The sequence below is a fragment of the Terribacillus saccharophilus genome (assembly GCF_000725365.1).
Classification (GTDB): domain Bacteria; phylum Bacillota; class Bacilli; order Bacillales; family Amphibacillaceae; genus Terribacillus; species Terribacillus saccharophilus.
Window position 1 is genome coordinate 1,745,804 of sequence record NZ_CP008876.1, and the last position, 15,264, is coordinate 1,761,067.

Consider the following 15,264-nt stretch of genomic DNA (forward strand, 5'->3'; position numbering starts at 1 on the left):
TCAGGTCGAATCTTTACAATCAAAACATATTGCTTCTTAGATAAGAATCCAGCAACGCATACGTAGCTGTGAGTGCACTTTCATGTGTTCGTTCAAAAGCATGAGATGCAGCAATGCCCGGCCCAATAAGACCATGACGTATATCGTATCCTGCACGTATCGCAGCAGATGCATCTGATCCATAATACGGATAGATATCCAGCTTATATGGCAGACCATTGGATTGAGCCAGCTCAGCAAGCTGTTCTCTTAAAGCATAATGATAAGGTCCGCTCGAATCTTTTACACAAATAGATACATCATATTCTGTAGTAGCCTGTCCGTCTCCAATCGCTCCCATATCGACTGCAATATACTCCACTACCTCCGAAGGTATACTCGAATTCCCTCCGTAACCGATTTCCTCATTATTCGAAATTAGCATATGGGTAGTATATGGCAGCTGTTGGCTGTCCTCCTTCAAACCCCGAAGCAGTTCAAGCAGGATTGCAACGCTTGCTTTGTCATCCAAATGCCTTGATTTAATGAAGCCTGAATCAGTACGGACAAAACGAGGATCGAATGACACAAAATCACCGACACGAATACCGAGTGCTTCTGTTTCTTCACGAGATGTTGTTTGTTCATCGATTCGGACCTCAATGTTTTTTTCATCTCGTTTTGCTTCTCCAGCATCTTTGTAAACGTGAACAGACGTTTGATGCATAAGGATTGTGCCAGTGAAAGCATTATCTTTGCTATGTATCGTACAATATTCCCCTTCAACACTGTTCCAGCGGAAACCGCCGATCATTGCCAGTGACAATGTACCATCTGCTTTTATTCCTCTTACCATGGCGCCTAGTGTGTCAACATGCGCAGTCAGCAAGCGATGGCGTGCTGTGTCTTTACCTGGTACCGTAATAAGCAGGCTGCCTTTATTTGTTACCTTTGAATTATATCCAAGTGTATCAGCAACACTTTTGCAAAAGTCTATTGCTTGTTTCGTATAACCTGAAGGACTTGGTATGTGCACTAAATTTTCCAACGTTTCTGATATTCGATCAATTTGCTGCATTTGTATCCCCTCTTTCATAACATATCGGTCTCTTACATAGTATCAATAAGCGAGAGTTTGTCCAATGAGGAGGAAAACTTATGCGAAAATGGCTTATAATTGGCTGCGTATTCTTTTCCAACGTGCTGTGCTCTACTTATTTTATTCGTATGCAGCAACCACAGCCTGTGATTCAGCATTTCCCGCTTGATGACTCGGCAGCTTTCACGGAAACATCTACTTCAATGAAAAAAGTGGATTTCCGTCGCATTCATTGGCGTCTTACAAGCGCGCTCGATACTGAAGCATACTTACGGCAGGATGTTGGACTATTGTACGAAAATGGCAAATTGGTTGGAGTGATGAATAAATGGCTGCACCCTGCAAGCCGACTTACACAGGAGAAAACTCATATCCTTCAGCCGAACAAACAACTGGATGCAGTTTCTTTTCATTTTGCTGAACTTCACAAGAACCAAATTACTAGTTCATTCAAGTTGTCCGGTGTTCGTTCCTATACGTCTGATACGTACGAGCTGTTTTCATTTCCCAAAAATGAAAAAGAGATGCACTCCCGACAGATAGCAAAAACAGACACTAGCCGTACACTGCAGCAAGTCTGGACCGACGCGAAACAGCAATTATCCATTCCCGCCGGTCAGTATACAGAAATACCGCTCACTGCTCTTCCGACCACCGACTTTACGGCAATCCCAGGTCTTACGGAAGATAAGAAAAGACAAGAAATCATCAGCCGGCTATGGGAAGGACTGTATCGAAATTACATACTGCCAATCGGTCCAGCAGTGGAAAAAGGCACAGTTGCCACTTATATCCCGCTTTTGCTGTTTGATAAATCAGGAAAGCATCTGCGTGTCCTCTATCAGGATGAGACCGGACAGCACAGAGAGCTACTGCAATATTATTGAGAAAGCTTCTGCTGGAGTTGTTTATACTGGCTTTCATCCGGCTTAAGCTCGACAGCTCTCTTTGCGTGCTTCAATGCTTCCTCGTTCTTGCCCTCTTCCTGCAGGACAAGTGCCAAATTATAATGAGCAGCGTGATCCTCCGGGGCTAATTTCACCAGCCGCTCGTAGTCCTGTGCACTTTTTTCAATTTCTCCAGTCCTGTAGTAAGCTAAACCGCGATTGAATAAAAGCATATGCTCATAAACAGAATCCCTTTCATCTAGGGCTAGCGTTGCATCCGAAATAACAGAAGCATAATCGTTCTGCTTAACCGCATCTTCCACTTTAAGTACATGACGCAGTGTATCATTCACAGGTCCCGTTAAGCCATACCAAATGAGACCAGCAATAAGTGCAAGCGACAAAAGCGTACCTCCGATGCGAGCTCCTGTATTTCTCTTACCAGGTATCCCGACGAGCAAAGCAATGGCGAAGCCACCTAACAAGCCTCCGAGATGGGCGAAAACATCAATTACATGGCTAGCGGCGAAACTGATCACTAAGTTAATAAGCAAAATAACTATCAAACCATTACCAATCGTTCGCCAAAACAACTTCGGATAAACAACACCAAAATAAAGCAGCGCTCCGAACAGACCGAAAATGGCACCCGAAGCTCCAGCGCTAAGATTATCTGAGAAAGCAAAGCTTGCCAGCCCGCCTACGACGCCTCCTAAGAGATAGATTAGAAAGAAACGACGATGACCAAATATTTGCTCTGTCAATGTACCTAAATAGTATAGCGACAACATATTTGTCAGAAGATGCAGTGCTCCGATATGTAAAAACATCGAAGATACAATTCGCCACCATTCATTTTCTGCCAGAATCAATGGATTGTATTTCGCACCGAGTTGAACAAGTACAGAAGAATCTGTCGAGCCACCGAGTAGTGTTTCCAATAGGAACATCAACACACTGATTCCGATAAGACCATATACAAGCAGTGGTTTTTTTCGATGAAATACAGCTTGATCTGCTTGCTGCTGCTGGACTAGCAAGCTTCGGAGTCTGCTCTTCTCTACCTCGAGCTCTTGTTCATCAGCTGAAGTCAACGTAATTTTGTCATCAAGCTTCAAATGGCGGAATAACTTCTCTGATTCCTTTTCATAAGAAACTCCATCCAAATAATAAAGCTGCATCGGAATAGGACGCTTGCTTTTGATGATCATCGGTTTCTTTAGCTTCGACCAATCATCCGCAGGTTCCTGCTCACCGAAATAGACATTATGGATACGCGTCTTTTTGGAGAATAATCCTTTACTCATATTTTGTATTTGATTTGCTGTTTTTAAAATATCCTGTTTTAAATGGTTCGCCCAAGTAAACGTTCTATAATTAATTTTCACCACATGGGTAATACCATTTTGCTTCTTTTCGAGCCAACAGACTCTCAGATCATCTTCAGCCCTCACAAATGTAAAACCATGAACGGCTAACAAACGATTGATCATCTTATAATAGGCCGTTTCTTCGTTGTAGGTCATACCTCTCCCCCTCTTGCCTACAGTTTATCAAAAAAGTCATGGAAAAACGCCCAGTTTACACTGAGCGTTTAAATAAAATCGGCAGCATCCGGGAACGCAGAGGTTCAATTCCCATTGAAAGCCGAATAAGACCTTTGCGAAGAACCGTCACGGCTAAAAGTGCATTCAGCACTCGATACCGCTCCCGTACTAAAAATACGATACTTGCTGCCAACGTTAACGTTGTAATGAGGGTTTTCCACATAGGCACCCTTCCTTTCCTCCGGGATAAGCCTAGTTTAACCCGAAGCCGAATACTCCTATTCGGTTAAAACAGAAAACCATCATCTGTCAAAAGATGATCGACGGGAAGATCTAAAGGTCCCACAGGTAATGAATGCTTTATTTGCTGTCTGCTTGCCAGTGACAACGTTTTATTTTGATAATCAGTTAAATAGCGATCATAGTATCCTCCGCCATATCCAATTCGGTAACCAGACATGTCAAAAAGAAGACCAGGAACAATAAGAAGATCAATGGTATCCTTCGAAGCAGGTTCGCAGCGATCGGCAATCGGTTCTTTGATGTGGAATGCTCCGTTTGTCAATTGGTTATAGCTTTCGATATGGTAAAACTGCATAGCTCGGTTCTCGATTGTAAGCGGTACACATATTTTCTTCTTTTCGAGCCACCCTTGATGAATCAGCTTAGTGGTATCCCACTCATGCGGGAGAGCCATCGTAAGACCAATGCTTTTCGCATCTTTCCACACGGAGGAAGCAAATAGCTGTTCTGCCAGCCGATGCTCAATATGCAGTTTATCTGTTTGTGGCATTTCTTTCAGCAAACGAAGCCCTTCCTGTCGAAGTTTTTCTTTTTCTTCCATTTGCTCTGCCTCCTTCATATGTAAAAAAACTCCCGCCAATTGAAGGGGGAGTTTTTTTGTCGTACTTATTTTGTTTCGCGGTGCAGCGTATACTTTTTCAAGCGTGGGCTATATTTTCTAAGCTCCATGCGTTCTGGATGTTTACGCTTATTTTTTGTTGTAATGTAGTTACGATCTCCTGTTTCTGTGCAGGCGAGAGTAATGTTTACACGCATGTATAATCCCTCCCAACAATCTTAAATAAGTGTATGAAAACTTAACGATCTTCAGACCATCTAATAATAGCAGACTTATGTTAGGTAATCAACCGTTATCAATAACTATTTCAAAAAATGTCGAAAACAATATATCCGGTGGCTTCTTGGTATGGTATAACTATGTTAGCAATAAGTAGGAGGTTTATACTAACATGTTAATCGCTGCTATCGCCTTTCTTACAGCTGGTATCATATTATGGATTTTCTCTTTCTTCATGCAAGATAAATTTAAACAAATGGATCAACAGATTGAACAATTGACCCTTTCGACTATGCAAGAAACATATATGTTGAATAAGAAAGTCAAAATTCTCGAAGAAGAGCTGCTGCCAACTGTACAGCATGAACCAAAACCTAATAAGGCCTCACAGAAACCTGCTATCTTCCAGCAGATTCTAAAGCTGCAACAGCAAGGATTTTCCATCAAGGAAATTGCAAAGCAAACAAGTCTGGCTGAAGATGATGTATACCGGATTGCCAAACAAGCAGGGGTACAGTTATGAAGCAAGTAATCCAAGGATTCGCAACTGCTCTTCTGTTAGCAGGTGCTTGTATGCTGGCCCTTTATTTTACAGATACTCCAAAGACTGAAGAAACAACAACAGCTTCAGCAGCAGTTGAAACAGTAACACCTAGTGAAGACGATATGAAAAAAGAGCTTGAAGAAAATGACTATCATGTGTTGTCTAATCAAGACTATGAAGAGCTAAAGAACGCTCAGAATAAGACTCCAGAGAAACCTAAAAAAGAGGAGCCTAAAACATTTACTCTCAAGCTAGAGACTGGCATGACGAGTGATGATGTAGCAACTAAACTTGAAGAAGCAGATATCATCGAAGATGCATCTGCATTTCGTACGTATTTGGATGTTACAGAAGCAAGTGAAGCTTTGCAAGTCGGTACCTATCACGTTAGTTCGGATATGAAGTACGAAGACATTTCTAAATTAATGACAAAATAAGAAGCAGCGGCATATGCCGCTGCTTCTTATTTATTTAGATCGACTGCAGTCCCTTTAACAAGGTAAAGGATACTTTCTCCGATATTTGTTATATGATCTCCTACACGCTCAACGAAACGACCAACAAAAACGAGCTGCATCGTCTGTTGATGCTTCCCTGACTGTGCCTTACGCTCATCCAGCATGTCACGGAACAACTCTCCGTACATACTATCTACTACGTTATCCAAATCAGCTAGCTTTTTTGCTTTCGTAATATCTTCTTCTTCAAAAGCCTGTACAGCACTATGAATCATTTTGCTGACAACTTCCTGCATATCACGGATAGCCGGCGGAATGTCATACGGACTTAATACATTCAAACGGTTTACGCTTTTCGCGATATTTTTTGCATGGTCACCCATTCGCTCCAAGTCGGAGGATACACGAAGGAAAGCGACTAAGCGACGCAAATCTGTTGCTACAGGCTGCTGCATTGCAATTAATTGGATAGTCGCCTCATTGATTTCCTGATCACGTTCATTTAATAACTCATCATTCTCAATTACTTTATAAGCAAGATCACTGTCTCGCTCATATAATGCGTCGATAGCTTGCTTTAAAGCTGTGTCTACTTCAAATGCAAAAGAAATAATTGATTTCTGGATTGCTTCCAAATCTGCTGAAAACTGCTCTCTTGCTACCATGTGTTCTCCTCCAATACGTAATTAACCAAAACGTCCGCTAATATAATCTTCTGTTCGCTTATCTTCCGGGTTAGAGAATATTTTGCCAGTCTCTGCTGACTCTACAACACGACCATGCAGGAAGAATGCAGTCTTATCTGAAATACGGGAAGCCTGCTGCATATTGTGTGTCACGATTACGATACAATATTTCTTCTTAAGCTCAGACATAAGCTCTTCGATTTTCAAAGTGGAAATTGGATCCAGTGCAGAAGTTGGTTCATCCATCAATACGACATCTGGTTTCGTCGCAAGCGCACGTGCAATACACAAACGCTGCTGCTGACCACCAGAAAGACCCATCGCAGAAGACTTCAGGCGATCCTTCACCTCATCCCAAAGTGCAACATCCTTCAATGTTGTTTCCACGATTTCATCCAATTCACTTTTCTTCTTAATACCATGAATTTTTGGTCCGTACACAATATTATCGTAAATTGACTGCGGGAAAGGGTTACCTTTTTGGAAGATCATCCCCACTTTACGACGCAAGTCAACCAAGTCAACTCTCGAATCAAGCAAGTTTTTGTTCTTATAATTAATTTCGCCAGTCATTTTGACACCTGGCTCCATATTGATCATTAGATTAAGCGTCTTGATGAATGTGGATTTACCACAGCCAGATGGGCCGATAATCGCATAAATTTCATTATTCAAAGCTTCCAGGCTTACATCCTTCAATGCATGGAAGTCGTCATACCATAGGTTCAGATCATTTACTTGGAAAATTGTCTCTTTCGCTGCTGCCACTTGCATAGCTGTCGTGCCTCCTATCCGAATCTACCGGAAATATATTCTTCTGTTTTCGTCTCAGAAGGATTAGTGAAAATTTTCTTCGTATCATCGTATTCCACGACATCCCCATTCAAGAAGAAGGCTGTCTTATCTGACACACGAGATGCCTGCGACATATTATGTGTCACGATGACGATGCTATAATCTTCTTTCAGCTGCAGGATAAGTTCCTCAATTTTAGAATTGGATACTGGATCCAGTGCGGAAGCAGGTTCATCCAACAGAAGGATCTGCGGTTCCATAGCAAGCGTACGAGCAATACATAGACGCTGCTGCTGACCACCGGATAGTGATAAAGCTGATTGATGCAGACGGTCTTTCACTTCATCCCATAAAGCAGCTTTACGTAAGCTTTCCTCAACGATTTCGTCAAGAACCTTCTTATTTTTCTGACCGTTGTATTTCAATGCATGTGTAATGTTGTTATAGATGGATTTAGGAAATGGGTTCGGTTTTTGGAACACCATGCCAATCTCTGAACGCAATGCAACAACATTGATGTCATTACGAAGGATATTAATTCCGTCATAGATGATTTCACCTTCTGCTCGGCTGGATGGAATCAAGTCATTCATCCGATTGATGGAACGGATGAATGTGGATTTCCCACAGCCAGAAGGACCGATCAGTGCTGTAACTGCATTCTTCTCAATACCCATATTCGCCCGTTTCACTGCTTCATTATTACCATAGAAAATGCTGAGATCCTTTACATCAAGTACAACTTCTTTCTTAGAAGCTCTTGTATTGGATGCAGCCATTTCATCTTCTGCTTTCGTTTCTGTTGGTTTATCTGCTGTATAGTTCATATCACGAACTCCTCTCTTCATCATTTACCTGCTGTTAGCTTCTTATGGATGACACTGCCCAACCATCTAGCGAGGAGATTGAACACAAGTACAGCAATGACTAGAACCGCTGATGCACCATTAGCTACTTCACGTACATCTGGAATCAGACCTTGTGTATTAACAGACCAGATGTGAACGGCTAAAGTTTCAGCCGGTCGGAAAATGTTCAGCGGAGAATTCTCTGCGAATGGATTCCAATTTCCATAATCAAGTGTCGGTGTGGAAAGACCTGCTGTATAAAGCAGAGCTGCTGCTTCCCCAAAAACGCGGCCGGAAGCTAGTATTGCACCTGTAAGAATACCAGGAAAGGCATATGGAAGAATGACTGTCTTAATTGTATGCCATCTTGTAATACCTAACGCCAAGCTCGCTTCTTTCTGTTCTTTTGGTACGCTTCGAATTGCATCTTCTGTAACACGAACCATTACTGGAATATTGAAGATAGTAAGTGCCAAAGCACCACCAATTATTGTATAACCCCAGCCAGTGATGTTAACAAAGATCAGTAGACCAAACAAACCTACGACGATAGAAGGCAAAGAAGCCAGCATCTCGATACACGTACGAATAAAGTTAGTGATTTTGCCTGGTTTTGCATATTCAGCCATGTAAATCCCGCCACATACTCCTAGTGGTACTGTAATAATCATCGTGATAAACAGGATATACAAGGAGTTGAATAGCTGGTCACGAATACCACCGCCAGCTTGATAAGAGCTGGAAGGAGAAGTTAAGAAATCCCACGTTACCTGAGGTAGCCCATTAGATAAAATGAAATAAAATAGATAAAGCAGCAATGCAACCATTATTGCTGCGATTGTGTAAAATACACCTGTTGCGATACGATCTGTGATTCTGCTGTTCATTAGATTTTCCTCCTACCGGACAAGTAACGGACAACAAAGATGAATAGGAATGAAATGATGAGCAAGATGAGACCCATCGACCAAAGTGTATTGTTCTCAATACTGCCATATGTCGTATGTCCAATGTTCAGTGTAACGATTGTAGTTAAAGTTCCCGCTGTGTCAAAAATGCTGCCAGGGATATCACGTGTGTTACCGATAACCATCTGTACAGCTAGTGCTTCTCCGAACGCACGAGCCATTCCTAATACAATAGCTGTAAGTAAGGAAGGCAATGCAGCCGGAATTAATACTTTACGAATTGTCTGCCAGCGTGTCGCACCTAGTGCAAGTGATCCTTGTCGCAAGCTGTTAGGCAGTGACCGCATAGCATCTGTTGCTATAGTAGTAACCGTAGGGAGAATCATAACAGTCAGGACGATAACACCTGCAAACAAACTAAAACCTATACCAGGAAAATGATCTCGTAATAATGGCACTAGAACAACAAGCCCGATGAAACCATATACAACAGAAGGTATACCTACCAATAGTTCGATAACCGGCTGCAATACTTTTTTACCGAATTTCGGTGCGATTTCAGACATGAATATCGCCGCACCAATACCAAGCGGTGCTGCAATTAATGCAGATAGGAAAGTAACAGCTAATGAGCCGAAAATAAATGGAAATATACCAAATGATGCATTCTCTCCGCCTGTTGGATTCCAGTTCGCGCTAGTTAGATATGCAATTGGATTAATATTATTGACTGTGAAGGACTGCAAACCTTTTTGAGCAAGGAATACTGTAACAGCAATTGTTGCTGCAATCATAATTACTGCACATATAGTAACGAGGGAACGTCCGCGTACTTCGTCCCACCGTCTGTTTTTCTTAGTCAAAATCAGCCGTTCTTCAGCTGATGGAGATACTGATGCTTTTGCCAACTTGTACAACTCCTCATGAAAACAGCGGAAAGGAACACCCTAAAAAATGGTCTCCCGCTGTCTGTGATATAACTAATTTATATAACCACAGTAAGGTAAATGCAGTGTTACACTGCATCTACCTTATGTTTTTAATATTATTTTTCAGTAAGGTTGCCTTCTGCGTCGCGTTCAACCTGCATGTCAGTCATTGGAACGTAGCCTTGTTCAGGTACGATTGTAGTTTGAACTTCGTCGCTAAGCATATAATCCAGGAATTCTTTCGCTAGGCCAGCAGGCTCTCCGTTTGTATAAGAGTGCTGATAAGCCCAGATTGGGAAGTCACCAGATCCGATTGTTTCGTTTGTAGCTTCAACACCATCGATTTTAGATTTTACGATAGAATCGTCATCGAAGTAAGATAGTGCCAAGTAACCAATCGCTCCGTCTGTGTCAGCAACGATTTGCTTAACAGTGTTGGAGGAATCCTCTGTAACACCTTCTGCTGGCGTTTCGCCATCAAGAGCGTATTTTACGAAAGTATCACGTGTACCTGAAGAATCAGGACGGTTAACAAGTGTGATTTCTTGGTCTTCTCCACCTACTTCAGACCAGTTAGTCACTTTACCAGTGAAGATATCAATTAGTTGCTGTTTAGTAAGATCATCTACACCCGCATTAGGGTTAATAGCTGCAGTCATACCAACAACCGCTACTTGATGATCAACAAGAGTTCCAGCATCGATGCCTTCTTTCTCTTCTGCGAATACATCAGAGTTACCGATTTGGATACTACCTTCCTGAACTTGGCTAAGTCCAGCTCCTGAACCACCTGCTTGAACCTGAATGTCTGCATCAGCGTTTTCACCTTTGTACTGTTCAGCTGCTGCTGCTACTAGAGGCTGCATTGCACTAGAACCTGCTACAACGATGGAAGTTTCGGAAGCTTCTCCGCCGCCGCTGTTGCTGTTTCCGCTTGTGTCTCCTTCAGATTCATTGCCGCCAGCGTTTCCGCCACATGCTGCAAGTACACCGATAACTAGTGCAAACATTGCAAGCAATACAGATAGTTTCATCTTCTTCATGTTTAATTTTCCCCCTACGTGATTCGATTAGTTCATTTGCCTTACAAGTACAATATTAACTTGTCTCTATTAAGGAAAAATAAACGGAATGTAAAGGTTGTGTAAACTTAAGTATTAATTTGTTGAAAAAAAAAGAATCACCCCGTTTATTGGAGTGATTCTTTGGGTATAACTATTATTCTTTTTTGTCTTCGTCGTCAGGAGCTGTATGCTCGTAATAATATTCAAGTGCACGGTTCATGATGTTATACGTGATAGGATATTGCGTTCCACCGCTGATAATACCTAAATTCGGCACCATGACAGCGAATGCGATATCTGGATTTTCGTCATCAGCGTATCCTATTAGAGTCCAGTTCTCCAGGTCAGTACCATTTATACTAGTCTGAGCAGTTCCTGTCTTACCGGCAATATTATAATTTTTTGCTTTTGCACTCAGATGACTGTAAGCAGTACCTTTTTGCGTTTGGAACACCATTTCAAATCCTTGTTTCACTCGATTTATCTGATCGTCCGTAGCAGTGATCTTATTCAATACTTCCGGAGACTTTGTTTCCGCAAGCGGACCTAATTTATCCTTTTCATTCGATGGTTCATGAATTTCACTTACAAAATGCGGTTTAATTCTGTATCCTCCATTGGCAATGGTGGATACATATTGAGCCAACTGCATCGTAGTATAAGTGTCGAACTGCCCGATTGAGAAGTCAAGCAGGTTACCTGCCTGTCCGGTTGTACCTACGTATCCAGTTGATTCAGATGGCAAATCAATACCTGTTTCAACACCTAAACCTACTTGGTTATAATAGTTCCGTAACGTCCGGAATGCATCGTGGTCAAAGTTCACACTATTACCGTATTTATAATTATATTCGCCGCCTAATCGTAAAGCTACATTAAACATATATACGTTGGAAGACATTTGCAATGCCTGCAAATCTGTAATAGTACCCATGTTCTTATAAGAAGATTTTTCAGGCGTGCCTTTAATTTTCATTGGCGTATCGTAGAAGGTCTGACCCATCTCTACAACACCCTCTTGATATCCAGCAAGCAATGTCGCTCCCTTAACGGTGGAACCGACCGCATTTGCGCTGAAGACAGTATTCATATCAGCAGATTCATACTTATTATCTTCCCGGTCATAATGCTGTCCGCTGGCTGCGTAGATTTCACCAGTATTCGGGTTAAGCATTACCGCCATTGCATCTTCTAGATAACGGTTTGCACCTGGATGCTTATTGATGGCACTTTTCAGTTCATCGCGTACGATTTTGTCCAATTCTTTCTGGAAGTCCATATTGATGGACAATTGAAGATCCTGACCACGCTGTCCTTCAGAGATAACATCCTGGGACACAATGCTGTTGCTGTTATCCGTTACATAGCGAACACGTTTTTTGTCACCTTTCAGGAGACTTTCATATTCCTTCTCAAGTCCACTCGTACCAATACGGTCATTCAGCTGATAATTACGGGACTTATAATAATCCTCTTCCCCTTCTGGGATACCAGTCTTAATTCCGCCAAGGATGCCGCTGAGAGAACCATCAAATGGATAATAACGTTCCCAGTCAGTTGCAACATTGATGCCGGACAATTCGCCCATGCTTTCAGCAATCGTCGCATATTCTTTCTCGGAGACATTTTTATTCTTAATTACATGCGGCACAAGCTCAGTAGCGCTATCGATTTCACGTTTGATAGCGATAATTTGCTTGGCATGATCATCACTTTCAAGTTCCTTATAATCGTCTTCTGTAATACGCTTTAAAGTAAGATCGTATACTTCTGAGTCATCAAGGGTCTCTTTTTCTGAAGCAGTGATCCTGCCGTTCGCTTCGTCTGAGTTTAATACATACCAATACTCTTTGTACTCACGCTCGGTTATCTTATCGATTGCCTTATCTTCCATCTTGATGATATCGGCAAGCTTTGTAGCAATTTCCAAACGTTTTTCAGAAGAATCTCCGTTTTTTGGCGGAGTATATGTGATGGAATAGACTGGCTCATTCCCGACAATCACATTTCCTTCGCTATCATAAATCATTCCGCGCGGAACAGAAATTTCAGCGATATCATTTGTCGTCTCTTCCAGTACTGCCTGGTGCTCCTCCCCATTGATGATCTGCACAACTCCAAGCTGCAGAACCAAGGCAGAGAACAGCAGGAAAACAATCGCAAACAAGACATTGAGACGGAAAGGAAGCAGTGCACGCTTCTTCTTCCTTTTTTTAGACATAATGTTCCCCCATTCTTACATACTGGTCCCATTATATCATCATCCACGGTCCGCTTCTACTATAGACTGTCAGCGATTGTCGTCTCCTGCGATTTCATTTTTCGGGAGTTTCTTAACTGAAGCAGCTGGCGCGAAGCTCTTGATATGCCTTGTAAAAAAGTAGATGAAAAATGGTCCAGTTCCAAGAATAAACATTAGATAGGGAATGGAAGCATCTGCCCAGATCCCCACTCCGATAAGCAATAGTACAACAGAAATAATTCTGCCTATGTTCGTAGCCACGTCGCTAAGGACAATATATTCTACTCGCAGCTTTGCAGCATCCCTCGCCTTACCGATAACATCATAGGTAAGAGACAAATAAGGAACGTATAGAATCGGATAGAAAACACCGATGATAGCAGCATAAATTAGCAATGTAGAAAAATTTAGCTCAACCAGCAAAAGCACGACACTAAGTGATAGTGCAACACCGCTAAGGAAGATAGCCGTCTTTCTCTGCCTGCTTTTAATGTAACGGGTAGCTATATAATAGAAGATAAACGAAAAAGCGGAATAGACGAGATTAAACGTACCAAGCGAAAGCTCACTATTCGTAACGATAAAGACCCATACAGATATGATGAAAGTAAAGATACCTTCTCTCACACCTTGAAACACGTGAGCCAACACCGTATTACGCCAAGCCGCATCGCGTTTAACTTCCTTCCATACCTGCCTCAGCCCGAATTTACCTTCTGCCCCTCTTCTTTTTATACCTGCTGTACAAATAACAGCCAAAAGGAACAAAAGGAAAGATACAGCAAAGATCAGTGTATAGCCATGAGAATTGTTCATTCTGGTAATAATATAACCGGCGACAAACGGACCGATCATACCTGTTAAAGATTGCAAAAGGCCGGATACGCCATTGAAAAAGTCTCTTGTTTCTGGTTCTGTCACCTCAAAAGTAAGTACAGAATAAGCCAGCCAGTACATCCCATAGCCTATTCCAAGCACCGCGCCAAGAAGCAGATTATAAGAAGCTGCTTTTTCCCCTGTAAATAAAACCAGAAGAAAAAATACACTCAAGAAGAATACACCTATGCGGAGTATGATGACTCGGTCGATTCGTTTTGCCCAGCTTCCAGACAAAGTAAAGAGAATTGTTTGAGCGACATATATAGCTAAATTATACATCGCAATATTGATTAGATCATTGGTCTGTTTCCATAAGTAAATATTGACAAACGTATTCGACAGAAATATACCGAGAGAGTAAAGGGCCCCGATAATAAGCAGCACATGCAGCTCTTTCTTAGCAGAATCCGCGGTAAATAAGTTCGGCTTCATAATGCCATCTCCTTTTACTGCTACTTAGTATCTGTCAACAAAGAAGAGATATGCACAAAAAAAGACACCAGCTAAAAGCTGATGTCTTTTTGGTTTACTGTCTTATTTTGCTTCTCTGTAAAGACGCTCTACTTCATCCCAGTTTACAACGTTCCAGAAAGCACTGATGTAATCAGGACGTTTGTTTTGGTATTTCAAGTAGTACGCGTGCTCCCATACATCAAGGCCAAGAATTGGTGTCTTGCCCTCCATTACAGGGTTATCTTGGTTTGGAGTAGATACGATTTCAACTTCACCGTTTTCTACGATAAGCCAAGCCCAGCCAGAACCGAAACGGCCAGCTGCTGCAGCTGCGAATTCTTCTTTGAATTTATCTAGTGTACCGTATTTGTTTGCAATAGCACTAGCTACTTCGCCAGTCGGCTCGCCGCCGCCATTAGGAGAAAGAAGATTCCAGAATAGGCTGTGGTTGTAATGACCACCGCCATTGTTGCGTACAGCTGTCTGTACGTCAGAAGGAAGTTCGTTAACACCTGCAACAAGCTCTTCCAAGGATTTGCTTTCTAAGTCAGCTTTCCCTGAGATTGCGTCGTTTAGCTTAGTCACGTATGTGTTGTGATGTTTTGTGTGGTGAATGTTCATTGTTTCCTTATCGATATGAGGCTCAAGTGCGTCGTATGCGTAAGGCAATTCTGGTAGTTCAAATTTAGCCATGATTATTCCTCCTTAAATGATATGTAATTCAAAGGTGGTTACCTTTTCGTAAAGCGTACCAAAGCTTGTCTGAAACGGCAAGCATTTTGCTTCAATAGCTTTGTATATTCTTCCCAGCAGCTTGTTTTTAACACAAAAAAACAGCTGTTCATTTGAACAGCTGCCTTTGGAG

The 15,264-nt window shown here is 41.9% G+C and carries 17 protein-coding genes; 3 read left to right on the plus strand and 14 right to left on the minus strand.

Annotated features, from left to right (window positions below; all coding sequences use genetic code 11):
• Positions 1–19: 19 nt before the first annotated feature.
• Positions 20–1,057 carry a M42 family metallopeptidase gene (locus GZ22_RS08820; RefSeq protein ID WP_038561312.1) on the minus strand — a complete coding sequence of 346 codons (1,038 nt, stop codon included), beginning with the start codon at positions 1,055–1,057 and terminating at the stop codon, positions 20–22.
• Positions 1,058–1,137: 80 nt separating this feature from the next.
• Between GZ22_RS08820 and GZ22_RS08825 the strand changes: the two genes are divergently transcribed.
• Complete coding sequence (locus GZ22_RS08825; RefSeq protein WP_038561314.1) at positions 1,138–1,965, plus strand: hypothetical protein; 828 nt, start codon at positions 1,138–1,140, stop codon at positions 1,963–1,965.
• On the opposite strand, the gene GZ22_RS08830 is transcribed toward GZ22_RS08825, so the two are convergent.
• The 4 genes from GZ22_RS08830 to rpmG form a co-directional block, all read right to left on the minus strand.
• Positions 1,959–3,491, minus strand: a complete 1,533-nt coding sequence (locus GZ22_RS08830; protein WP_038561317.1) for a rhomboid family intramembrane serine protease — start codon at positions 3,489–3,491, stop codon at positions 1,959–1,961. The two genes, GZ22_RS08825 and GZ22_RS08830, sit on opposite strands and share 7 nt — an antisense overlap.
• Positions 3,492–3,546: 55 nt before the next feature.
• Entirely contained in the window at positions 3,547–3,735 is a 189-nt protein-coding gene (locus tag GZ22_RS08835) for a hypothetical protein (protein WP_038561320.1), read from the minus strand.
• A gap of 63 nt (positions 3,736–3,798) precedes the next feature.
• Entirely contained in the window at positions 3,799–4,356 is a 558-nt protein-coding gene (locus tag GZ22_RS08840) for a 5-formyltetrahydrofolate cyclo-ligase (RefSeq protein ID WP_038561323.1), read from the minus strand.
• 65 nt (positions 4,357–4,421) lie between these two features.
• The gene (rpmG, locus tag GZ22_RS08845; RefSeq protein ID WP_038561326.1) at positions 4,422–4,571 is read right to left on the minus strand and encodes a 50S ribosomal protein L33; all 150 of its coding nucleotides are present in this window, start codon (positions 4,569–4,571) and stop codon (positions 4,422–4,424) included.
• A 194-nt stretch (positions 4,572–4,765) separates the two neighbouring features.
• Between rpmG and GZ22_RS08850 the strand changes: the two genes are divergently transcribed.
• Together GZ22_RS08850 and GZ22_RS18015 are read left to right on the plus strand one after the other, a co-directional pair.
• A complete protein-coding gene (locus GZ22_RS08850) occupies positions 4,766–5,116 on the plus strand; it encodes a helix-turn-helix domain-containing protein (RefSeq protein ID WP_051748146.1) in 351 nt (116 codons plus the stop codon).
• The gene (locus GZ22_RS18015) at positions 5,113–5,574 is read left to right on the plus strand and encodes an endolytic transglycosylase MltG (RefSeq protein WP_051748148.1); all 462 of its coding nucleotides are present in this window, start codon (positions 5,113–5,115) and stop codon (positions 5,572–5,574) included. The genes GZ22_RS08850 and GZ22_RS18015 overlap by 4 nt, the downstream gene beginning before the upstream one ends.
• Before the next feature lie 26 nt (positions 5,575–5,600).
• Here the strand turns inward: GZ22_RS18015 and phoU are convergent, their stop codons facing one another.
• The 9 genes from phoU to GZ22_RS08900 all read right to left on the minus strand — a co-directional run bounded on the left by phoU (position 5,601) and on the right by GZ22_RS08900 (position 15,092).
• Positions 5,601–6,260, minus strand: coding sequence for a phosphate signaling complex protein PhoU (gene phoU, locus GZ22_RS08860; RefSeq protein ID WP_038561329.1), 660 nt, complete (start codon positions 6,258–6,260; stop codon positions 5,601–5,603).
• Positions 6,261–6,281: 21 nt separating this feature from the next.
• Positions 6,282–7,055: a phosphate ABC transporter ATP-binding protein PstB gene (pstB, locus tag GZ22_RS08865; RefSeq protein WP_038561333.1), complete on the minus strand. Its 774-nt coding sequence runs from the start codon at positions 7,053–7,055 to the stop codon at positions 6,282–6,284.
• A gap of 14 nt (positions 7,056–7,069) precedes the next feature.
• Positions 7,070–7,855, minus strand: coding sequence for a phosphate ABC transporter ATP-binding protein PstB (gene pstB, locus GZ22_RS08870; RefSeq protein ID WP_038565822.1), 786 nt, complete (start codon positions 7,853–7,855; stop codon positions 7,070–7,072).
• Between the two features lie 68 nt (positions 7,856–7,923).
• On the minus strand, positions 7,924–8,811 hold the full coding sequence (gene pstA, locus GZ22_RS08875; RefSeq protein WP_038561341.1) for a phosphate ABC transporter permease PstA: 888 nt from the start codon (positions 8,809–8,811) through the stop codon (positions 7,924–7,926).
• Positions 8,811–9,740 (minus strand): phosphate ABC transporter permease subunit PstC, encoded by a 930-nt coding sequence (gene pstC / locus GZ22_RS08880; protein ID WP_038561344.1) that lies wholly within the window; start codon positions 9,738–9,740, stop codon positions 8,811–8,813. The genes pstA and pstC overlap by 1 nt, the downstream gene beginning before the upstream one ends.
• A gap of 137 nt (positions 9,741–9,877) precedes the next feature.
• Positions 9,878–10,804, minus strand: a complete 927-nt coding sequence (locus GZ22_RS08885; RefSeq protein ID WP_038561347.1) for a phosphate ABC transporter substrate-binding protein PstS family protein — start codon at positions 10,802–10,804, stop codon at positions 9,878–9,880.
• Between the two features lie 175 nt (positions 10,805–10,979).
• Positions 10,980–13,046, minus strand: a complete 2,067-nt coding sequence (locus tag GZ22_RS08890; RefSeq protein ID WP_038561349.1) for a peptidoglycan D,D-transpeptidase FtsI family protein — start codon at positions 13,044–13,046, stop codon at positions 10,980–10,982.
• A gap of 69 nt (positions 13,047–13,115) precedes the next feature.
• Positions 13,116–14,378, minus strand: coding sequence for an MFS transporter (locus GZ22_RS08895; RefSeq protein WP_051748151.1), 1,263 nt, complete (start codon positions 14,376–14,378; stop codon positions 13,116–13,118).
• 102 nt (positions 14,379–14,480) lie between these two features.
• Positions 14,481–15,092, minus strand: a complete 612-nt coding sequence (locus GZ22_RS08900; protein ID WP_038561352.1) for a superoxide dismutase — start codon at positions 15,090–15,092, stop codon at positions 14,481–14,483.
• Positions 15,093–15,264 lie beyond the last annotated feature (172 nt).